This is a genomic window from Alistipes sp. CAG:29 (assembly GCF_000435435.1).
Taxonomy (GTDB): Bacteria; Bacteroidota; Bacteroidia; order Bacteroidales; family Rikenellaceae; genus Alistipes; species Alistipes onderdonkii.
The window spans coordinates 16,436-37,920 of record NZ_FR893475.1 but is presented as its reverse complement, the minus strand read 5'-3'; the positions used below and the strand labels follow the sequence as shown (position 1 = coordinate 37,920).

The 21,485-nt window shown below is 60.6% G+C and carries 20 protein-coding genes and 2 tRNA genes; 12 read left to right on the top strand and 10 right to left on the bottom strand.

The window, feature by feature from the left end; all coding sequences use genetic code 11:
* Together QVP03_RS09075 and udk are read left to right on the top strand one after the other, a co-directional pair.
* Positions 1-1,346, top strand: a 1,346-nt coding sequence (locus QVP03_RS09075) for a toprim domain-containing protein (protein ID WP_288210726.1), incomplete at its 5' end; no start/stop codon positions are given.
* 74 nt (positions 1,347-1,420) lie between these two features.
* Positions 1,421-2,044 (top strand): uridine kinase, encoded by a 624-nt coding sequence (gene udk, locus QVP03_RS09070; RefSeq protein ID WP_022333162.1) that lies wholly within the window; start codon positions 1,421-1,423, stop codon positions 2,042-2,044.
* Between the two features lie 313 nt (positions 2,045-2,357).
* Here udk and QVP03_RS09065 read toward each other — a convergent pair whose 3' ends face one another.
* The 4 genes from QVP03_RS09065 to QVP03_RS09050 form a co-directional block, all read right to left on the bottom strand.
* Entirely contained in the window at positions 2,358-3,581 is a 1,224-nt protein-coding gene (locus QVP03_RS09065) for a WG repeat-containing protein (protein WP_022333161.1), read from the bottom strand.
* On the bottom strand, positions 3,578-6,208 hold the full coding sequence (gene mutS, locus QVP03_RS09060; RefSeq protein ID WP_288210736.1) for a DNA mismatch repair protein MutS: 2,631 nt from the start codon (positions 6,206-6,208) through the stop codon (positions 3,578-3,580). The genes QVP03_RS09065 and mutS overlap by 4 nt, the downstream gene beginning before the upstream one ends.
* Positions 6,209-6,366: 158 nt before the next feature.
* On the bottom strand, positions 6,367-6,942 hold the full coding sequence (locus tag QVP03_RS09055) for a uracil-DNA glycosylase family protein (protein WP_022333159.1): 576 nt from the start codon (positions 6,940-6,942) through the stop codon (positions 6,367-6,369).
* Positions 6,935-8,350: an ATP-dependent DNA helicase gene (locus tag QVP03_RS09050; protein ID WP_022333158.1), complete on the bottom strand. Its 1,416-nt coding sequence runs from the start codon at positions 8,348-8,350 to the stop codon at positions 6,935-6,937. The genes QVP03_RS09055 and QVP03_RS09050 overlap by 8 nt, the downstream gene beginning before the upstream one ends.
* Before the next feature lie 54 nt (positions 8,351-8,404).
* On the opposite strand from QVP03_RS09050, the gene QVP03_RS09045 reads away from it, so the two are divergent.
* From QVP03_RS09045 to QVP03_RS09015, 7 genes are all read left to right on the top strand, one after another.
* The gene (locus tag QVP03_RS09045) at positions 8,405-9,040 is read left to right on the top strand and encodes a hypothetical protein (protein WP_022333157.1); all 636 of its coding nucleotides are present in this window, start codon (positions 8,405-8,407) and stop codon (positions 9,038-9,040) included.
* A 22-nt stretch (positions 9,041-9,062) separates the two neighbouring features.
* Positions 9,063-9,629 carry a hypothetical protein gene (locus QVP03_RS09040; protein WP_022333156.1) on the top strand — a complete coding sequence of 189 codons (567 nt, stop codon included), beginning with the start codon at positions 9,063-9,065 and terminating at the stop codon, positions 9,627-9,629.
* Positions 9,620-10,156, top strand: coding sequence for an RsmD family RNA methyltransferase (locus QVP03_RS09035; protein WP_022333155.1), 537 nt, complete (start codon positions 9,620-9,622; stop codon positions 10,154-10,156). The genes QVP03_RS09040 and QVP03_RS09035 overlap by 10 nt, the downstream gene beginning before the upstream one ends.
* A 55-nt stretch (positions 10,157-10,211) precedes the next feature.
* Positions 10,212-10,288 (top strand) — tRNA-Asp (locus tag QVP03_RS09030).
* 466 nt (positions 10,289-10,754) lie between these two features.
* Positions 10,755-10,831 (top strand) — tRNA-Asp (locus QVP03_RS09025).
* 260 nt (positions 10,832-11,091) lie between these two features.
* Positions 11,092-12,252 carry a MalY/PatB family protein gene (locus QVP03_RS09020; RefSeq protein ID WP_022333153.1) on the top strand — a complete coding sequence of 387 codons (1,161 nt, stop codon included), beginning with the start codon at positions 11,092-11,094 and terminating at the stop codon, positions 12,250-12,252.
* Between the two features lie 103 nt (positions 12,253-12,355).
* The gene (locus tag QVP03_RS09015; protein WP_130064907.1) at positions 12,356-12,670 is read left to right on the top strand and encodes a hypothetical protein; all 315 of its coding nucleotides are present in this window, start codon (positions 12,356-12,358) and stop codon (positions 12,668-12,670) included.
* On the opposite strand, the gene QVP03_RS09010 is transcribed toward QVP03_RS09015, so the two are convergent.
* Both QVP03_RS09010 and QVP03_RS09005 read right to left on the bottom strand, forming a co-directional pair.
* Positions 12,667-13,602 (bottom strand): DUF1848 domain-containing protein, encoded by a 936-nt coding sequence (locus QVP03_RS09010; RefSeq protein WP_022333151.1) that lies wholly within the window; start codon positions 13,600-13,602, stop codon positions 12,667-12,669. The two genes, QVP03_RS09015 and QVP03_RS09010, sit on opposite strands and share 4 nt — an antisense overlap.
* A gap of 146 nt (positions 13,603-13,748) precedes the next feature.
* Entirely contained in the window at positions 13,749-14,633 is an 885-nt protein-coding gene (locus tag QVP03_RS09005; RefSeq protein WP_022333150.1) for a DMT family transporter, read from the bottom strand.
* 76 nt (positions 14,634-14,709) lie between these two features.
* Between QVP03_RS09005 and QVP03_RS09000 the strand changes: the two genes are divergently transcribed.
* The 3 genes from QVP03_RS09000 (at position 14,710) to QVP03_RS08990 (ending at position 17,169) form a co-directional block, all read left to right on the top strand.
* The gene (locus QVP03_RS09000; protein WP_022333149.1) at positions 14,710-15,162 is read left to right on the top strand and encodes a LexA family protein; all 453 of its coding nucleotides are present in this window, start codon (positions 14,710-14,712) and stop codon (positions 15,160-15,162) included.
* A 106-nt stretch (positions 15,163-15,268) separates the two neighbouring features.
* Entirely contained in the window at positions 15,269-16,531 is a 1,263-nt protein-coding gene (locus QVP03_RS08995; protein WP_022333148.1) for a Y-family DNA polymerase, read from the top strand.
* An 11-nt stretch (positions 16,532-16,542) separates the two neighbouring features.
* Positions 16,543-17,169 (top strand): CatB-related O-acetyltransferase, encoded by a 627-nt coding sequence (locus QVP03_RS08990; RefSeq protein ID WP_022333147.1) that lies wholly within the window; start codon positions 16,543-16,545, stop codon positions 17,167-17,169.
* Positions 17,170-17,469: 300 nt separating this feature from the next.
* On the opposite strand, the gene QVP03_RS08985 is transcribed toward QVP03_RS08990, so the two are convergent.
* The 4 genes from QVP03_RS08985 to QVP03_RS08970 form a co-directional block, all read right to left on the bottom strand.
* Positions 17,470-18,513 (bottom strand): bifunctional methionine sulfoxide reductase B/A protein, encoded by a 1,044-nt coding sequence (locus QVP03_RS08985; protein WP_055201802.1) that lies wholly within the window; start codon positions 18,511-18,513, stop codon positions 17,470-17,472.
* Positions 18,514-18,592: 79 nt separating this feature from the next.
* The gene (gene hutI / locus QVP03_RS08980) at positions 18,593-19,834 is read right to left on the bottom strand and encodes an imidazolonepropionase (protein ID WP_022333145.1); all 1,242 of its coding nucleotides are present in this window, start codon (positions 19,832-19,834) and stop codon (positions 18,593-18,595) included.
* Positions 19,831-21,312 carry a histidine ammonia-lyase gene (gene hutH, locus QVP03_RS08975; protein ID WP_022333144.1) on the bottom strand — a complete coding sequence of 494 codons (1,482 nt, stop codon included), beginning with the start codon at positions 21,310-21,312 and terminating at the stop codon, positions 19,831-19,833. The genes hutI and hutH overlap by 4 nt, the downstream gene beginning before the upstream one ends.
* A gap of 16 nt (positions 21,313-21,328) precedes the next feature.
* The coding region (locus tag QVP03_RS08970; RefSeq protein WP_288210735.1) for a hypothetical protein at positions 21,329-21,485 on the bottom strand (157 nt) is incomplete at its 5' end.

Genomic DNA, 21,485 nt, shown 5'->3' with positions numbered 1-21,485 from the left:
CATTCCTGAACAAGGGCATCCGCCTGAACCTCTACGACAAGCGCAAGGACGACGAAGGCAAGACCCGCGAAGACCACTTCTATTCGGAAGAGGGCCTCAAGGAGTTCGTCCAGTACCTCGACGCCACGCGCGGCACGCCGATCATCGACCAGATCATCTACCTCGACACCGAAAGGAACGGCGTCCCGGTCGAGGTGGCCATGCAGTACAACGACTCGTTCTCGGAGAACGTGCACTCCTATGTTAATAACATCAACACCATCGAGGGCGGTACGCACCTGACGGGCTTCCGCCGCGCGCTGACCCGCACGCTCAAGAAATACGCCGAGGATTCGGGCATGCTCGCCAAGCTGAAGTTCGACATCAACGGCGACGACTTCCGCGAGGGCCTCACGGCCGTGGTTTCGGTGAAGGTGCAGGAACCGCAGTTCGAGGGCCAGACCAAGACCAAGCTGGGCAACGACGAGGTCTCGGCTGCCGTAGACCAGGCGATGTCCGCCGCCCTGGGGCACTATCTGGAGGAGAACCCCAAGGATGCCAAGGCCATCGTTTCGAAAGTCATCCTGGCCGCAACGGCACGCCATGCGGCACGCCACGCCCGTGAGATGGTGCAGCGCAAGACCGTGCTTTCGGGAGCCGGGCTCCCCGGCAAACTGGCCGACTGTTCGAGCCGCGACCGTTCGATCGCCGAAATCTTCTTCGTCGAGGGTGACTCGGCAGGCGGCACGGCCAAATCGGGCCGCGACCGTAATTTCCAGGCCATCATGCCGCTGCGCGGTAAGATCCTGAACATCGAAAAGGCGCAGGAGCACCGCATGTGGGAGAACGAGGAGATCAAGAACATGTTCACGGCGCTGGGCGTGACGATCGGCACCGAGGAGGACAGCAAGGCGCTCAACCTGGAGAAACTCCGCTACGACAAGATCATCATCATGACCGATGCCGACGTCGACGGCAGCCACATCGCGACGCTGATGCTGACGTTCTTCTTCCGCAAGATGAAGGAGCTGATCGAGAACGGCCACGTCTACATCGCCACCCCGCCCCTCTACCTCGTGAAGAAAGGCAAGCAGGAGCGCTATTGCTGGACGGAGAAGGAACGCGACACCATCACCGCCGAATTCGGCAAGGGGGCGCACGTGCAGCGTTACAAAGGTCTCGGCGAGATGAACGCCCACCAGCTGTGGGAAACGACGATGAACCCCGACACGCGCATCCTGCGCCAGGTGAACATCGAAAACGCTGCCGAGGCAGACCGCATCTTCTCGATGCTGATGGGTGACGAAGTGCCGCCCCGACGCGAATTCATCGAGAAAAACGCGCATTACGCAAATATCGACGCATAATGAAAAGGAAAAGGATTGCCCTTGCGAAAGGTGCGATCCTTTTCTTTATATAACCGATATTACAGACTGACACTATGAAAGTTACCGTAATCGGAGTCGCCGGAGGAACCGGCTCGGGAAAGTCCACGCTCGTCAAACGCCTGCAAGAGGCCTTCGTAGGCGACGACGTCGTGACGCTCTGCCACGACTACTATTACAAGGCGCACCCCGAGCTGACCTACGAGGAACGCACGAAACTCAATTACGACCATCCGCAGGCGTTCGACACGCAGATGCTGGTCGACCACATCAAGGCGCTGAAGGACAACGTCCCCATCGAGCACCCGGTCTACTCGTTCGTCGACCACGACCGTACGGCGGAAACCGTGTGCGTGAAGCCTTCGAAGGTAATCATCGTCGACGGCATCCTGATCTTCGAAAACAAGGAGCTGCGCGACATGATGGACATCAAGGTCTATGTGGACACGGACGCCGACATACGCCTGGCGCGCCGTATCCTGCGCGACGTCTGCGAGCGCGGGCGTACGATGCAGTCGGTAATCACGCAATACACCTCGACCGTGAAGCCCATGCACGACGAGTTCGTCGAACCCTCGAAGCGCTACGCCGATGTCATCATCCCCGAGGGCGGTTTCAACTCGGTGGCCGTAGCGATGCTGATCCAGAACATCAGTTCGCTGATCGCGCGTAACGAGTAGCCGGACAACCGGGTGACCGAAAGGCCCGAGAACGGCATTATGGGAAAGGAGATAACAGGACGGGACTCCGAGGAATTTACGGATATCCTGCAACGAAAACCCCGGCGCAATCTCTTTGCGCCGGGGTTTTATTTCGGAATCGGAATCCAAGCCGCAGCCGCTTTGCACCCTAAGGCTACGATCAGCTGCGACTTGCCGGCTGCGGCAGCCAACCGTCACTGCACATGGGTACCCGGGGCCAAACAAAACAGAAAGCACCCGCCTGCCGCGGAACCGAATGCCGGAAGGAAGGAACACGCCGGGGCGGAAAAGGCTACTCGCCCCGCCGGGAGATGTCGAAGCTGAAATTTTGCCCGTCCTTTGTTCCCATGGCGCTCTCCTGCCAGCGGTTGTTCGCCGCATCCCACTCCGAAAAAATAGCTATATGGTCGTACTCGAACGGCAGGATCACCTTCCCGTTATTGGCGACGATCCCGAAGCGTTTACGCCCCGTGGCATCGGAGATGGAGGCCGCCGCGTGCCCGTATTTTCCTCCGTCCTGCAAATCGCCCACACGGAACGGCAGCACGGTTTCCCCGTTGGGGCCGATCAGCGTATAGGTATATTCACCGTCCTGCTCCATGCCGACCCATGTGTTGGCAAAGCGGAAGCCCGAAGCCATGTCGAACTGACAGGGGATTACCTCCTTCCCGCTGCGGTCGATATAGCCGTAGGCCAATTTCCCGCCCGCAACGACCTTGCTCACTACGGCCCGGTCGCCCAGGAACTCCTCGGCACTGTAAAAGTTGCACGGCACGACCTGCCGCCCCGACTTGTCGATGAACCCCCATTTGACATAGTATTTTCCCTGAATGCCGACCGGGGCCAGCCCGTCCTGCGCGAAATCCCGGGCGTCGTCGAACTGCACAGGAATAACGATTCCGCCATCCGGGGCGATATACCCGAACTTCCCGCGGAATTCGTACGCATCCCGGAGCGTAATCCCCGCTACGTTTTCCTTCTCGACATAGGCACCGACACCCACGCGGGCGAGCCCGTTGGAAAAATCGCTGCAATAGTCGTAACCGAGGCTGCGGACATTGCCCAGCGTATCGGCGAGCAAGAATTCCCGTTCGGCGGCCGTGCCGGTGCGGGCCACACAGACCCCGTTACGGACACCGCCCAAGCGCTCCCACTCCAGCGGCACGACCACACGCCCCGAGCGGTCAATCAGGCCGTAGAGCATCCTGCCATCCCCGGCTTTCCGCCCGACTACGGCATGGCCGTTGCCGAAATCCGCGGCATCGTCGTAGGCCGGCGGCACCACCAGCTGCCCGAGGGTATCGGCATACCCGTATTTCCCGTTGGATTTCATACGCGAATCGGGAATACGGTACCCGCCCTTATTAACCCTTATGAGTCCGTCGGCCGCAGGCCACACCACATCGTATTTCGCATCGAGCCGCCGCGCCACCTCCGGGCTTTGCGCCACGGCATGCCCGGTAAAAACCACCCCGCCCAGCAAAGTCGCTGCGGACATGATGCGATGCTTGATCATATGCCTGTTATCTTTTTGATTTCGTTGAGTTTGTTGAGTGCCTCGATGGGTGTCAGCGAATCGATGTCCAACCCCTTGATCTGGTCGCGGATCTGTACCAGCACCGGATCGTCCAGCTGGAACATCGACAGCTGCATGTTCTGCGGGGCGCCGGCTTCGGCAGCCTCCCTGACCGACGGCGACGGTTTCTTGCCGCGGCTTTTGAGGCTGCGGCTCGGTACGATTTCGTTGTTGCCATAGACCAATTCGAGGTTGCGCAGGATCTCGTCGGCACGCGACACCACCGACATCGGCATGCCGGCCATGCGCGCCACGTGGATACCGAACGAGTGTTCCGTGCCGCCGCGTTCGAGCTTGCGCAGGAAGACGATCTGGTTGCCCATCTCCTTGACGCTCACGTGGTAGTTTTTCACGCGGGGGCACATCTGCTCCATTTCGTTCAGCTCGTGGTAGTGTGTGGCGAAGAGCGTTTTGGCGTGCGCCGTCGGGTGGTTGTGCAGGTACTCGACCATCGCCCAGGCGATGGAAATACCGTCGTAGGTACTCGTGCCGCGGCCGATTTCGTCCAGCAGGACGATGCTGCGGTCGGAGATGTTATTGAGGATGCTGGCCGATTCGAGCATCTCGACCATGAAGGTCGATTCGCCCTGCGAGATGTTGTCCGACGCCCCGACGCGCGTGAATATCTTGTCCACCACACCGATATGCGCAGACTTGGCGGGAACGAAGGATCCCATCTGCGCCATCAGGATGATGAGCGCCGTCTGCCGCAGCAGGGCCGACTTACCCGACATGTTGGGGCCGGTGATCATCATGATCTGCTGTTCCTTGTCGTCGAGCAACACGTCGTTGGGAATATACTCCTCCCCTACGGGCATGAGCGTCTCGATGACGGGATGGCGTCCCTGGCGGATGTCGATGCGCTTGCCGTCGTCGAGCACGGGGCGGACATAGCGGCGTTCGCAGGCGATGCGGGCGAAGGATTGCAGGCAGTCGACACGCGCCACGACAGCGGCGTCGCGCAGCAGCACGGCGAGCGAACGGCTTATGTGGGCGATGATGTCGGCATAGATGCGCTGTTCGATCACCAGCATCTTCTCCTCGGCCCCGAGGATCTTCTCTTCGTATTCCTTCAGCTCCTCGGTGATGTAGCGTTCGGCATTGGCAAGGGTTTGCTTGCGGATCCAGCTCTGGGGCACCTTGTCCTTATGGGCGTTGCGCACTTCGATATAGTAGCCGAAGACGTTGTTGTAGCTGATCTTGAGCGACGGGATGCCCGTCGTCTCGCTCTCGCGCTGCTGGATGCGTGCCAGGTAATCCTTGCCGTGGAGCGCAATGCGGCGCAGGTCGTCCAGCTCGGGGTCCACGCCGTCGGCGATGACGCCGCCCTTCTGAATCTGGTTGTTGAGCGGATCGGGGTATATCTCCCGCGCGATGCGGTCGCGCACGCCGGTCATCAGGTCGATCTGCGCCGCCAGCGCATGCAATCGGTCGTCGTCCGTGGATTCGAGCGCCGCCTTGAGCAATTCGACCGCAAAGAGCGAATTCTTGAGCTGCACCAGTTCCCGGGGCGTCACCCGCGCCGCGGCGATACGCGACGCGATACGCTCCATGTCGCCCACCAGCGCCACCTGCTCGCGCACGGTGTCGGCCAGGTCGGCATCCTCGACGAAATGTCCGACTACGTCCAGCCGTTCGTTGATCTGCACGGTATCCTTGACGGGCATGGCGATCCAACGTTTGAGCAGGCGGCCGCCCATGGGGGTGAGCGTGCGGTCGATGACATCGGCGAAGCTGCACTTCTCGCGCCCCCCGTTCGACGAGAACAGCTCGAGGTTGCGGATCGTGAATTTGTCGACCCACACGTAGTCGTCCTGGTCGATACGCGAAATCGAACGGATATGGGCGATGTCGCGGTGCTCGGTGAATTCGAGGTAGTAGAGGATGGCGCCGGCGGCGGATATGCCGCTGGTGAAATGGTCGACGCCGAAACCCTTGAGCGACGTGGTCGTGAACTGCTTGCAGAGTTTTTCACGGTTGACCTCCTCCGAGAAGACCCATTCGTCGAGCCGGTAGGTGTAATGCTTCGACCCGAAAGCGGCGGAGAAGCGGTCTTCGTAACCGCGCTGGTAGATGATCTCCTTGGGTGCGAGGTTCGAAATGAGCTTGTCGACGTAGTTGTCGGAGCCTTCGGCCACGTAGAACTCGCCCGTCGAAATGTCGAGGAACGCCACACCGGTCGTCTGCCGGCCGAAGTAGACCGAAGCGAGGAAAGCGTTTTCCTTGTTGGCCAGGATATTGTCGCCCAGCACGATGCCCGGGGTGACCAGTTCGATGACGCCGCGCTTGACCAGCCCCCGCACCTGCTTGGGGTCTTCCAGCTGCTCGCAGATGGCTACGCGCTCGCCCGCCCGCACCAGCTTGGGCAGGTAGGTGTCGATGGCATGGTAGGGGAACCCCGCCAGTTCGACGTAGGTTGCCGAACCGTTGGCCCGCCGCGTGAGCGTAATGCCGAGTATGCCGCTGGCCTTGATCGCGTCCTCGCCGAAGGTTTCGTAAAAATCCCCTACCCGGAAGAGCAGGATGGCATCGGGATGCACCGCCTTGATCGAATAATATTGCTTCATCAGCGGTGTCTCGACATATTTTTTGTCTATTTTTTTCTCTGCGTTCACAATAAAAAATTGTATGTAATTTCCATACAAAGATAACAGAATTTGGTTCTCAAACCAAGCCGGGAATGGAAATTATTTTTGTTTTTTTTGCTACGCAAAGATACTCTATTTTACAGAATTTCATTTATTTCGAATACTTTTCGGTAAAATTCGGCCTTCCACTCCACAGGCCGCGGATAGGCCCGCGACGAGGAGGGCATACGCCACAGCCGCATGTTCCGCCCGGCATATTCGAACCCGACGCTCTGGCCTACGGCCGGTTCGTCGCACCCCGTGATCGCACGCAGCGTATCGGTGGCTTTCTGGCCGGTGGTGACGAGGGTGCGGCAGGCAGGGATACGCGCCAGCAGGGAGGCGAGATCCACCTCGCGCACGACTTGAAGAAAATTATCCGACGCATTGTCTTTCAGCCGGATGACTTCGACCGCCGTGTCGTAGAGTGCGATCCCGCGGCAGCGGCAGAAGGCCTCGATGCGCTCCTTGTCGAATTTCCGGCCGCCGGGCATCAGGAAATGCGACTTGTCGCCCGTGGCAAGGTAGCCCACGATCCGCCACATGTCGTTTTGCAGGTTCGGGTAGAAGAAATCCATCGACCAGCGGATGCGCTTGGGCGGGAAGCTGCCCAGCATCAGCACCCGGGCATTGGCCGGCAGGAAAGGTTCGAGGGGATGCAGTTCGCTATTCATAGAACTTATTGTCGAAATTTACGAGGTACAGTTTATCGGTGGCGCGCGTCAGCGCCGTGTAGAGCCAGCGGAGCATGTCGCGCGTCATGGGCTCGTCGCCGAACAGGCAGCGGTCGACGAAAACGGCCTTCCACTGCCCGCCCTGGGCCTTATGGCACGTCACGGCATAGGAGAATTTCACCTGGAGCGCGTTGAAATGCGGGTTCTCGCGGATCTCCTTGAAGCGCTTGATTTTACTTTTGACGTCGAGGTAGTCCTTCTCGACCTCGTAGAAAAGGCGCGAGGACTCCTCGCGGGTCAGCGCCGGGGATTCCGAGGCGATCGTGTCGAGCAGTATCCTGCATTCGATCTCCGTATCTTCGTAGTCGGGGAATTCGAGCACGACGTCGGCGAAACGGAAGCCGTAGAAATCCTCGTAGCGCCGCAGCCGTTTGAGCCGCGCGATGTCGCCGTTGGCGATAAAGTGCATCGGGCAGTTTTCGGTGTGCCCGGTATAATAATAGTTGTTCTTCACGACCATCAGCATGTCGTTGCTCTCGATCTCCTCCTCGGCATAGAGCACGTTGCGGCGGATGCCCTCGTTGAAACGGTTGGCACGCTTGTTCGAACGGGTGATGACGATGGTTTCGTCGCGGCCGTACCTGGCGTAACAATCCTGCAGCTTATCGAGGAACTCCCCGCCTTCGACCGCCTCGATGTCGGGGAAGCCCATTTCGAAATGGGGGATTTCGTGGATGCCGTTCTCGAGCATGCACCGCACGAGCGTGGCATTGAAAAGGATCCCCGACTCGGCCTCCTGGCGCACCACGTCGTCCATCGTGGCGTACTCGACATCGCCGAAACGGGCGAGCGACGCAGCGTCGAGCGCCGGGCTGCAATCGGCCCCGACGGGCGGCAGCTGGGCGCTGTCGCCGACGAGCACCAGGCGGCAGTCACGGCCGCTGCGGACGTATTGCACGAGATCTTCGAGCAGCGACCCGGAGCCGAAAAGCGCCCCGCCGCCCGGACTGTCGGAGAGCATCGAGGCCTCGTCGACGATGAATACCGCCCCCTTCTCGGCATTGAAGTTGAGCGAATATTTCGATTCGTAATCGGCATTGGTGCGCTGTCGGTATATCCGCTTGTGGATGGTAAAAGCCTTTTCCTGAGCGTATTGGGCGAGGACTTTGGCCGCACGGCCCGTCGGGGCGAGCAGGATGGGTTTGATATTCAAATCCTTAAGCGCCCCCACGAGTGCCGCTATCAGCGTCGTTTTGCCCGTGCCGGCATACCCGTTCAGCACGAAAATCCGCGAAAAATCGTCACCTGCAAGGTATTCGGACAATTTTTCTATGATTTTTTTTTGCCCAAGAGTTGTTTCAAAACAAATTTTAGCGTAAATTTGGGTCGCAATACGTGTGCTGAACATGCGTGTGTTATATTTTGTACAAAATTACAAACAAATATTAGATTAGCTTAAAAAATGAAAAAAATCGCTCAAATCATTCTTGCTGTAGCTATCGTGGCGCTGGTCTACGTTATCTACGACCAGATCTCGACCCCGATCAAGTTCGATGACGAGTTGAAGGCCAAGAAAGCCCAGGTCATCGACCGCATCAAGGACATCCGTACGGCACAGCGCGCATTCAAGTCGAAGTACCAGCGTTTCACGGGCAGTTTCGACACGCTGACGAATTTCATCCTGCAGGATACGCTCGAACTCGAGCGCAAGATCGTCGACGAGGATGACTCCGTAGCCATGGCACAGCTGAAGAAGATGGGCAAAAAGAACGTCGAGAAGTTCAAGATCGCCGTGATCGACACGATCTTCTCGCCCAAGCGCCTTTCGAAACAGGACGTAGAGCAGTTGCGTTACATCCCCGGCACCGATGACAAGGCCCAGTACATCATGGAGGCAGGCATCATCACCACCGAGTCGAAGGTCGTGATCCCGATCGTGGAGTGCCGCGCACCCTACAAGATGTTCCTCGACACGGTGGCTTACCGCCAGGAGATCATCAACCTGATCGACGACGAGGTGAACAACTTCAACCGCTACCCCGGCGTCAAGTTCGGTTCAATGGAAGCTGGTAACAATGAAGCAGGTAACTGGGAGTAACACTCCGCAAGCTACAAATAAGGTGTCCATTCAGCTTACGTTGGATGGACACTCTTTTTCGGCGCACGGCCTCGACGGGGAATTCCCGGGGGAGGAGCCCGTGGAGGCGGAGCTGCTGACGGCACGGACGATGCTCGTCCCGGAGGAGGTGCTCGGCACCGGGGACGCAGGAACGCTGCTCGCGGCAAACGGCATGGCTCCCGCCGCGGAAGAGCGCGCCGTATGCAGCCTCCCCGTGCAGGGCATCGTCGCCGTAATGGCTGCGCACCGGGAGGCGTTGCGGCAGGTGGAGGAGAAGCTGGGAGACCGCATCCGCTACACCACCCCGCTGCTCCGGGAGGTGCAGGCCGGAACACCGACCGTATGGGCATACCGCACGGCGGGGCTCCTATATATTAAGGTGTACGACGGCAGCCTCCGCTTCGCGGGGGTGATCCCCGCACCGGACACGGCGGACGTATGCTACTTCACGGAACGGCTCGAAAAGGAGTTCGCGCTCAAAAGCTGCGAACTCAGGATTTCCGGCGACGACGCCAAGGCGTGCGGCAAGTTGCTGAAAGGTTATTTCAAACGGATCGTATGCGAATAGTCAGCGGAAAATACAAGGGGCGGGCCATCAACCCGCCGCGCAACCTGCGGGCACGCCCGACGACCGATTTCGCCAAGGAAAACCTGTTCAACGTACTGGGCAACCTGGTGGATTTCGAGCAGTGCGACGTGCTCGACCTCTTTGCCGGGACGGGGTCGATAAGCTACGAGTTCGCCTCGCGCGGAGCACGGAGCGTCACATCGGTGGAGATCAACCCGGTGCATTGCAACTTTATCCGGCAGACGGCGGCACAGCTCGGCATCGGCAACCTCTATCCCGTGAAGGCCAATGCGTTCCTCTACCTGAAGAGCTGCACCAAGCAGTTCGACGTGATTTTTTCGGACGCCCCCTACGACCTGGAGGGCAGCGAACAGGTGGTGAAACTGGTGCTGGAGGGCAACCTGCTGCGCCCGGAGGGGATTTTCATCTTCGAACACTCGAAAAAAATGGATTTCTCGACCTGCGAGGAGTTCTGGCAATTAAGGAGTTACGGAAGCGTGCAATTTTCTTTCTTCAAAAAGCCGTAAAAGCGTTTGCCGTTTTGAAAAATTACACTATCTTTGCACTCGCAATAAACCAAACGGTGCGTTAGTTCAGCTGGTTAGAATACGTGCCTGTCACGCACGGGGTCAGGGGTTCGAGTCCCCTACGCACCGCCAGCAAACCGAAGGGAAAATCCCCGGAGGCAAGGAACAGGAAACGAGGCAGTTTACGACTGCCTCGTTTTTCGTTTCCCCGCATCGCATGGCAGTGCGGACGGGGAAAGGCAAGGCAGATAAGGGTACGTCGACGAGCATAAGGGAGGGGGTACGCCTGCCGGAACAAGGGGGAGGGCTCACGCCGGAAAGAAAGTCCCCAAGGACACCTACCCTACGGTTCCGGGAAAGGAAAACAATAGGATGCTCCGGAGAATCCGCCCGGCGACCCCGGAAAGGAAAAACATCCGCCGGCGGGAGGCGGGGAAGCAGCGGACAGGCCGGGAGGGGCAGGGAACAGCACACCTGCCCGGAGGCACGTATCCGGCGGCGGTACAACCGGACACAGCAGGCAAACGGCAAAAAAATATCACGGAATTATTTGCAGGTTTTAGAAAATATAGTATCTTTGCACTCGCAATACCAAAACGGTGCGTTAGTTCAGCTGGTTAGAATACGTGCCTGTCACGCACGGGGTCAGGGGTTCGAGTCCCCTACGCACCGCCAGCAAACCGAAGGGAAAATCCCCGGAGGCAAGGAACAGGAAACGAGGCAGTTTACGACTGCCTCGTTTTTCGTTTCCCCGCATCGCATGGCGGTACGGATGGGGAAAGGAGAAGCAGATAAGGGTACATCGGCGAGCATAAAGGTACGCTGCCGGAACGCGAGGGCAAGCCGGCAGCCTGCCTGCCATGCAAAACCGGAACCCGGAATGAAACTTTCGGGGAGGCTCCGACGTATTTATAAACGAGCAAATACAATTCCGCATGAAATACGATTTCGATGAAATAGTCCCGCGCCGCGGGACGAACGCGATCAAATGGGATATGGATACCGATCCCGAGGTGCTGCCCATGTGGGTGGCCGACATGGACTTCCGCACGGCACCCGCTGTCGCAGCCGCCTTGCAGCGGCGGGTGCAACACGACATTTTCGGGTATGCGACGGCTCCGAAAGCCTACTACGACGCGATTACGGGGTGGTTCCGCCGCCGCCACGGCTGGCAGATACGGCCGGAATGGGTGCTCCATACGACAGGCGTCATCCCCGCCCTGTCGGCCGTCATCAAGGCCCTGACGCAACCGGGCGACAAAGTCCTGATCCAGACGCCGGTCTACAACCATTTCTTCACCTCGATCCACAACAGCGGATGCCAGGCGGCCGAAAGCCCGCTGGTATACCGCGACAACACCTACACGATCGACTTCGACGACCTGGAGCGTAAAGCCGCCGACCCTGCCGTGAAGCTGATGCTGCTATGCAACCCGCACAACCCTGCCGGACGGGTCTGGACGCCCGCGGAGCTGCGCCGCATCGGGGAGCTGTGCCTGCGCCACGACGTCGTGGTCGTGGCTGACGAGATACACTGCGAGCTGGTGATGCCGGGATTTAGCTATACGCCGTTCGCCTCGCTCTGCGAGGAATTCGAACGCAGCTCGGTGACCTGCACCTCGCCGAGCAAGGCATTCAACCTCGCGGGGTTGCAGGTCGCCAACATCTTCGCGGCGGATGCGGCCCTGAGGGCAAGGATCGGGCACTCGCTCCAGATCAACGAAACCGGGGAGATCGGCCCCCTGGCCATCGAAGCGCTGATCGCAGCCTACGACGAAGGTGCCGAATGGCTCGATGCGCTCAACGAATACCTGCACGGCAACTACCGCTTCCTGCGGGAGTATTTCGACCGCAACCTGCCGCAGTACCCGGTGCTGCCGCTGGAGGGGACATATCTGGTGTGGGTCGACTGCCGGGCATCGGGGCTTACGTCCGACGAGCTGGAGACGAAGCTGCTCGAAGAGGCGAAACTGCGCATAAACCCCGGGTCGATATACGGCGAGGCCGGCCGGGATTTCATCCGCCTGAACATCGCCTGCCCGCGGAAATTGCTGGCCGAGGGGCTCGACAGGTTGCGAAAGGTGCTGAAACGATAGTTTGAGAACTCCATTCCGGCATCGTGCATTCAAAAAAATACGCAACGGTGTCAAAACTTGTCATTACACCTTCCGACCTTTGCACCGACTAAACACAACTGCTATGGGACGGGCAAGAGAAAATTTCAACAGCGTCTATTTTAAGGACGAAACAGGCGTACAAATGTCGTTTGCAAACGGAAGCTATGCCAACAAGCTGCGCTTTATTTTCTGGAACCTGATGGACTCGCACGTGCTGAAATTGGAAGGGCCGGCATGCGATTTCACGATCGAGGCGTGGGCAAAACGCGCCTATCTGGTGCAGGAAGACCGCAGGACGCATGAAGTAAAACGCTATGAAATAATGAACTGCACATACCGGGAGCTATCCGGGAAAATATCGAAGAAACACTCCCCCGAAGAGACGCCGTCCTGTTAAAACAGCGTATGCTGCGTGCTGCGGAGGCTTTTTACCGGCCGCTCTTTCACCACATCGTCGTCGCAAAGATGCCCGATCATCAGCGGCGAGCGGGGATCGTGCCTGCGGCGGTTATACTCCGCCGTATCGTAATTGCCCCGGATGGCATAGCAATAGACACAGCCGTTCAGACAGCTTTCATAGGTGCCGATGTCGATGCTCTCGACGCAATTGCAGATATGGCGCTGGTTCGCATCCTTCTTCGCCGCGATCGGATAGCCCGCAATGCGTTCGACCAACCCGCGGTCGATGCACATGCCGGTCGGGATGCCCAGGTGCCGAAGGTCGACCTTTGCGGTGCAGGTCTTCAATGCGATGGGCGTCGAGGCCGCCGTCCGGCGGAACGACACGGCCATCCGCCGGATTTCGTCCCGCTGCAGGGGCCCGATACCGAGCGCCCCGAGGATGCCGCGGATATGGCGGTAATGGTCGATGAAGCCCAGCATGCAGGTCGTCGTATGATCCCGCAGGGCATGAGCGATCCGGGCAAAGGCCTCGCAGTGGAAATCCACGTCGCAGGTCGCATTGGTGAGAATCGGGTCATAGCGCCACACCACCCTGTCGCGCCCTACCTTATCCGAGAGGCGCTTGAAGGTCTCGATCCGCCTTTCGAGCGGCGGCAGGTGCTTTTCCAGGTCGGCGCCGTAGGGATTGAGCGTATACTGGAAATAATAGTTGTAGCCCGACAACTCCCCGAGCCGCGGCAGCATCGGCGCCGGGTTCTTCGTCCAGAATACGATGCAGTCCACGACGTCGCGCCCGAGGCTGATGCGGCTGAGCGTCCTCGGGTCGAAGGGATTGGGCACAAGGAGGTAACCCTCCTGCAGGCGGTTGAAGAACCACGGCGCATAGAAAGCCGGAATATCCGTCCGGCGGCTGGCACTGATGATCATATCGGTAAAACGGGTTTTCCATCGGTTCTATTTTGTCCGGGAGTAGGTTATCCGTATCCGGGAAGCCGTCCCCCGCGGCCGGATGCGCGCCGCCTTTATCCGGAAGCCGCGATCCCCGGGCGGCAGCACGCCGCACTGCGGCCTGGTCAGGCTTTCCGGCGGCCGCTGTGCAGGATGACGATCGTGACGGCTGCGACGATCAGCAGGATGCCCGCAGCGCCCTGCACCGTAAAGGGTTCGCCGAAGACCGCTACGCCGATGACCACGGCCGTAAGCGGTTCCAAGGCCCCGAAGACCGAGGTCAGCGTCGGCCCGATGCGTTTGATGGCCTGCACCAGCGTCATGTTCGACACGGCCGTGGCCGGAAGAGCCACCCCGAGGATGCAGAGCCACGCCGTGCCGTCCGTCTCGATGCGGATACCGCCCGTAACGAGGCCGCCGGCAATGAAATACAAAGCCCCCAGCCCCATCACGTAACAGGTCAGCACCGTGGAGTCGATCCCCACGGCACGGCTCTTGCGCACGCCAACGATATAACCGCCGTAAGAGACGACCGAAACGGCGGCCGAGACCATGCCCAGCGTGGTATTCCCCCGGGTGAAATCGACGTTGCCCAGCGAGAGGAGCACGGCGCCGACGATGGACATGCCGATGGCCGCAAAGACCCATACGGAGCCTTTTTCGCGGAAGAAGCACATCATGGCCAGGGCGACGGCCAGCGGATACATGAAATGGATGGTCGACGCAACGCCGCTGGCGATATGCTGGTAGGCGATGACCAGGCTCAGCGACGTGGCGGCGCGGAAAAGGCTCAGGAAGAATACCGTCCGCAATTCCGGCCACGAGAGGCGGAAACTGCGCCCGGCGAGCAGCGCCAGGGCACCGAGAAACAGCGACGCGACACCCCAACGGTAGGACAGCACCTCGAACGAAGAGTAGCCCAGGCCGAGCAGCAGCAGTGTGAAGAGCGGCGCCAGCCCGAAGGTCGACGACGACAGGGCCGCGTAGAGAATACCTTTGGCACGTTCCATAAAACCGGGATTTCAGGAGGCAAATGTAGGAAATATTGCCGGTTTACACGAAATTTTTTGCAATTTTGCAGCGACTATGGATAACAAGATGGACAACCAGGAAGAAATACGGCTCCGGCTCGTCCGCCCCGACACCTCGACCCGCACGGAACTTCCCGTGGCGACGAGCGGCGTCTCGGCGGGTTTTCCCTCGCCGGCCGACGACCACCTCGACCCGCCCCTCGACCTGAACCGGGAGCTGGTTCGCAATCCGGGTGCGACATTCTTCGCTCGGGTCGCGGGCGACAGCATGCAGGACGACGGCATCGCCGACGGCGACCTGCTGGTCGTGGACAAGTCGCTGGAGGCCTACGACGGCTGTGTCGCCGTATGTTTCCTCGACGGGGAATTCACCCTCAAACGCCTGCGGATGGGACAGGGCAAGATCGTCCTCGTGCCCGCGAACAAGCGCTACAAACCGATCGAGATCGGCCAGGAGAGCGATTTCACGGTATGGGGCGTGGTGACGTACGCCATCAAAAAGGTCTGAAGCGGCCGCCGAAACGCCGCAACTACCTCACCCCTAGCAATATCCCAGCGAGGGAGCGGCAACGCCCAGGGAGAGGGCGACGGACGACATGCAACACGAAAAAACGATGTACGGACTTTGCGACTGCAATAATTTCTTCGCCTCGTGCGAGCGGGTCTTCCGCCCCGAACTGGAAGGGCTGCCCGTGGTCGTGCTGTCGAACAACGACGGCTGCGTGATCGCGCGCTCGAACGAGGCCAAGGCGCTCGGCATCCGCATGGGACACCCCTATTTCCAGATCCGCGACCTCGAAAAACGGCATAATGTAGCCGTCTTTTCGAGTAATTTCAACCTCTACGGCGACATGTCGCGGCGCGTGATCTGGACGCTCCGCCGCATGGTTCCTGCCGCCGAGGTATACTCCATCGACGAGGCGTTCCTCGACTTGCGGGGCATCGAAACCGGACGACTGGAGGAGTTGGGACGGCACATCAGCCGCACGGTACGCCGCAATACGGGCATCCCCGTGAGCATCGGCATCGCCCCGACCAAAACGCTGGCCAAGATCGCGTCGAAACTCTGCAAGGAGTACCCCAAGTTGCAGGGCGCCTGCCTGATGTACCGTCCGCAGGACATCGAAAAGGTACTGCGCAAATTCCCGATAGAGGATGTCTGGGGCATCGGGCGCAAGCACCGGCGCATGTTGCAGGCCGCCAACGTACGTACGGCATGGGACTTCGTGCAGCGTCCCGAGGCATGGATACGCGGCCGCATGGGGGTCACGGGGCTGCGCACATGGAAAGAGCTTCAGGGCGAGGCGTGCATCGACTTCGAGAGCGCCCCGCCGGCCAAACAGCAGATCACCGTCTCGCGCAGCTTCGCGCACGAGCTGACCCAATACGAGGAGATACACACCTCGGTGGCGGCGTTCGTCTCGATGGCCGCCGAGAAACTGCGCCGCCAGCAAAGCCTCTGCGGCGAGGTGACGGTCTACATCCTCACCAACCGCCACCGCGAGGAGCTGCCCCAGTATTTCGAAAGCCAGACCGTGCGCCCCGTGGTGCCGACCGACGACACGCTGGAGCTGGTGCCGCTGGCGGCAAAGGCCCTGCAACGCATATTCCGCAAAGGCTACGGCTACAAGAAAGCCGGGATTACGCTTTCGGACATTTCGTCGCGCACGGGGCTGCAAACCGACCTGTTCGACCCCGTGGATCGTGCCAGGCACGCCCGGCTGATGGACGCCATGGACGCGACCAACCGCACCTACGGCCGCAACAGGGTCGTGGTGGCGGCACAGGGGTTCGCCCCGCTGAAGATGAACCGCCAGCACCTCTCGCAGGAATATACGACCGACTGGAAACAGATCATCACCGTAAAAGCAGACTGAAACGACCAACCATGAATAGCAAGACCTATCCCCGCACGAACGACCGGCAGACGGTCTACCTGAACACGGTCATCGGCAACCCGATGATCGAGGTCGGGGACTACACGATCTACAACGATTTCGTGAACGACCCGACGCAATTCGAAAAGAACAACGTCCTGTACCACTACCCCGTCAACGGCGACCGGCTGGTGATCGGCAAGTTCTGTTCGATAGCGTGCGGCGCCAAGTTCCTGTTCAACAGTGCCAACCACACGCTGGGATCGCTGGCCAACTATACGTTCCCGCTCTTTTTCGAGGAGTGGGGGCTGGACAGGAAGGATGTCGCCGCGGCGTGGGACAACAAAGGCGACATCGTAATCGGGAACGACGTATGGATCGGGTACGAAGCGGTCGTCATGGCCGGTGTGAGGATCGGCGACGGCGCGGTGATCGCGGCGCGGGCGGTCGTCACCAGGGATGTCCCGCCCTACACCATCGTCGGCGGCGTGCCGGCCAGGGAGATCCGCAGGCGTTTCGACGCGGACACCGTAGCCAGGTTGCAGGAACTGCGATGGTGGGACTGGCCCATCGGGAAAATCCGCGAAAATCTGCCCCATATCATGCAGGGCGAGATCGGGAAACTCACCGAAGAATAGGCTTTGCACGCGGCAACGGCCTAAAACACAGCGACCTGTCCACAGCCGGAAGGCAGCCTGTCCACGGACGGAAGGCAACCAATCCACGGCCGAAAGGCAATCTGTCCTCGGCCGGGAGCGTTTCGTCGCAGCGGATTTTCAGAACCCTTCGGCGCCGAGGCCCCGTATCGCCCCTGGCCGGGATTACGCCCGAACGGCACGACACCCCGCTGTGAGGCGGGGTGTCTTACAATCGTATCGGAATCGGAAATGCCCTTACGGAGGCGGCGGGCGCAATGCGACGGCAAGTCCGGCGCAGGCTCAAAACCGCTTGGTATAGGCGTGGCAGTACGGCTGCGTACCCTTGCGCTCGTAGTATCGCTGGTGGTAATCCTCGGCGGGCCAGAAACGGCCCGCAGGGGTGACTTGCGTCACGACGTCGTAGCCTTTGCGCCGCAACTCGGCGATGAGCCTCTCGGCCGTCGCCTGCTGGGCGGGCGAGGTGTAGAATATCTCGGAACGGTACTGGTCGCCGAGGTCGGGGCCCTGCCCGTTTTCCTGGGTCGGGTCGTGGATTTCGAAGAACAGGCGTGCCAGCGTCTCGTAGGACACCTTTGCAGGATCGAATACCACACGTACGGCTTCGGCATGTCCCGTACGGTGGCTGCATACCTCTTCATAGGTGGGATTTTCGGTCGTGCCGCCGATGTAGCCCGACTCGACCTTCAGGACTCCGGGCACTTTCCAAAGCATATATTCCACGCCCCAGAAACAACCTCCGGCAAAGATCGCCGTCGCGCCACGCTCCGCGGCCTGCCCTGCGGGCGGCATCCCGTCCCCCGGCCGGGCGGCGGCCGACGTCGAGTCAGCCCCGGACGCCTGAGCGCCGGGACTCCCGAATTGGGTTCCGGGCTGCTGCGTCTGCTTTTCGGGCTGCGAGGCAGTCCGGCCTTCGGATTCCGGGGAGGAAACCGCGGGTTTTACGGCCGTTTCGGCCCCGGAGGAAGCTTCCCCTCCGGGTTCGAACACGAGCGAGACGGAGTTGACGCAGTGGCGCGTATTTTTGGGCGTAAAGCCTTCGCCCGTAAAGACATGTCCCAGGTGTCCGCCGCAGCGGGCACAAGTGATTTCGGTACGCCGGCCGTCGGCATCCGTCGTGCGCCTCACGGCACCGGGGATTTCGTCGTCGAAACTCGGCCAGCCGCACCCGGCATCGAACTTGTCCTGCGAACGGTACAGCGGCGCACCGCACTGGCGGCAACGGTAAACCCCCTCTCCGCGATGCTTGTAATAACGGCCCGAAAAAGGCGCTTCGGTACCCTTGTCGACGATCACACGTCTTTCTTCCGGTGTCAACGGCTTCATATCCTGTGCTTTTACGGCCCCGGCAAGCGCCAGGCCAATGATCAGAACCAACAATCTCATACGGCTCTCCCGTCAAATATTACGCCACGACCCCCTCGCCGCGCAGGAATATGCGGCTGATGAGCGGCGTGGTATAGGCATAGGGCATGAACGCCACCGAAGGCATCGGCACCGTGAGGAAGAAATTGGCGACCTTGCCGACCGTGACGGAGCCGTAGTCACGGCTAAGCCCCATGGCGTAGGCCCCGTTGAGCGTCGCGGCATTGATGGCCTCGGCAGGGGTCATCCGCATACGGATGCATGCCAGCGACACGACCATGCGCATGTTGCCCGAGGGCGACGAACCGGGATTGTAGTCCGAAGCCAGCGCCACGCCCAGCCCGGCATTTATCATTTCGCGGGCCGGCGGATAGCTCATCCCGAGGAAGAATGCCGCGCCGGGCAGCATCGTCGGCGAGGTCACCGTGCCGTGCAGGGCGTCGATCTCGGGCCCACCCATGCGTTCGAGGTGGTCGACCGACAGGGCGTCGTACTCCACGCCCACTTGCACGCCGCCCGAGACGGCGAGTTCGTTGGCGTGGATCTTGGCGCGCATGCCCAGCTTGCGCCCGGCCTTCATGATGCGTGCCGTCTGCTCCACGGTGAAGAACCCTTCGTCGCAGAACACGTCGACGAAATCGGCCAGCCCTTCGGCCGCCACCGCAGGCAGCATTTCGTTGCAGACCAGATCGACATACTCCTCCTGCCGTCCTACGTAGGCGCGCGGCACGGCATGCGCCCCGAGGAACGTGGCGCGCACAGCCAGCGGCGCCGTCTCGCGGATGCGCCGGATGACGCGCAGCATCTTCAGCTCGTCGGCCGTAGTCAGCCCGTAGCCGCTCTTGATCTCCACGGCACCCGTCCCCATGGCGGCGATCTCGCGGATACGCCCCATCGCCTGGCGGTAGAGCTCCTCTTCGGAGGTGCGGTGCAGCAGGTCGGCGGAATTGAGGATGCCCCCGCCGCGGCGGGCGATCTGCTCGTAGGTCAGGCCGTTGATCTTGTCGAGGAACTCCTGTTCGCGGCTCCCGGCGTAGACCAGGTGCGTATGCGAATCGCAGAACGACGGGAAAAGCATCCCGCCCCCGGCGTCGACCACCTCGTCCGCGGCCATTTCGCCCAGCGAATCCATGCTCCCGAAGGCTGCGATACGCCCATCGTCGGCCAGCAGCCAGGCATCGTCGAACGTCTCCAGCCGATCCATCTCCCCGCCGCACAGGCGGAGGCGGCCGGCGGTCTCGATCCCGACGATCGTACCGATGTTCTTTACCAGCAGCCTCATAGTGTCCGGAGGAATTGGATGGAGGATTCGATATGGGGGTACATCACCGAGTCGTTGTCGATGAACGGCACCCGCTTGCGGTACTCGGCGACCATCTGTTCGATCGTCGCGGAGGAACGCGCCGGACGGCGGAAGTCGAGCGCCTGCGCGGCATTGAACAGCTCGATGGCCAACACCCGCTCGGTGTTGAGCACCACGCGGTAGAGTTTGGTGGCGGCGTTGGAGCCCATGCTCACATGGTCTTCCTGCCCCTGCGACGAGGGGATCGAGTCGACCGAGGCGGGCATGCACAGCCCTTTGGACTGGCTGACGATCGACGCCGCGGTGTATTGCGGGATCATGAAACCGCTGTTCAGCCCCGGGTTGGCGACAAGAAACTTCGGAAGTTCCCGGGCGCCCGAAATCAGTTTATAGGTGCGCCGCTCGGAGATGTTGCCCAGCTCGGCGAGGGCTATGGCGAGGAAATCCATCGCCAGCGCGATGGGCTGGCCGTGGAAATTCCCCGCCGAGACGACCATGTCCTCGTCGGGGAAGACCGTCGGGTTGTCGGTGGTGCTGTTGATCTCGGTCGTCAGCACGCTCTCGACATAGTCGATGGTGTCCTTCGAAGCCCCGTGCACCTGGGGGATGCAGCGGAACGAATAGGGATCCTGTACGTGTTTCTTGGGGCGTGCGGCCAGCTGGCTGCCTTCCAACAGGCGCCGGATGTTGCGTGCCGTGGCGAGCTGCCCGCGGTGGGCGCGGATCAGGTGCACCTCGTCGCAGAAAGGCTCGATGCGCCCGTCGAAAGCGTCGAGCGACAGCGCCCCGATGCGGTCGGCCCACTCGCTCAGGCGGCGGGACTGGATCAAAGCCCAGACGCCGTAGGCGCTCATGAACTGCGTACCGTTGAGCAGCGCCAGTCCCTCCTTGGACTGGAGCTCGATCGGCTGCCACCCCAGCTCCGCCAGCACGCCGGCAGCCGGGCGCACAGCCCCCTTGTATTCCACTTCGCCCAGCCCCAGCAGCGGCAGGCTCATGTGCGCCAGCGGCGCCAGGTCGCCCGATGCGCCCAGCGAACCCTGCTGGTAGACCACGGGCAGGACGTCGTTGTTGAAAAAGTCGATCAGCCGCTCCACGGTCGCAAGCTGCACGCCCGAATGGCCGTAGGATAGCGACTGGATCTTGAGCAGCAGGATCAGCTTCACGACCTCGGAAGGCACCCGCTCGCCGGTACCGCAGGCATGCGACATCACGAGGTTCTTCTGCAACTGCGCCAGCTCGTCGTAGCCCACCGAAATGTCGCACAGCGAACCGAATCCGGTGGTGATGCCGTAGACCGGCCGCTCGGGGTTTTCCATCTTGCGGTCGAGGTATTCGCGGCAGCGGACGATGCGAGTCCGGGCATCGTCGCTCAGTGCCAGGGGAAGGTGCCGTTCGAGGATTTCACGGATGCGGGCAAGGGAAAGGTGCTCCGCGGAGATATGGTGATGTTCCATGTGAAGTGATAGGGATTTATTCGTTTTCTTTCAATATATTACGTATCAATTCCTCATCGGCGACATTGGGCAGCGTGACCTGCAGGCCGGGGGTGCGTTCCATCTCGCGGCGGATGGCCGACATGGCACCCTCGTTGCGCGCCCAGCTACGGCGGGCGATGCCGTTGTTGACA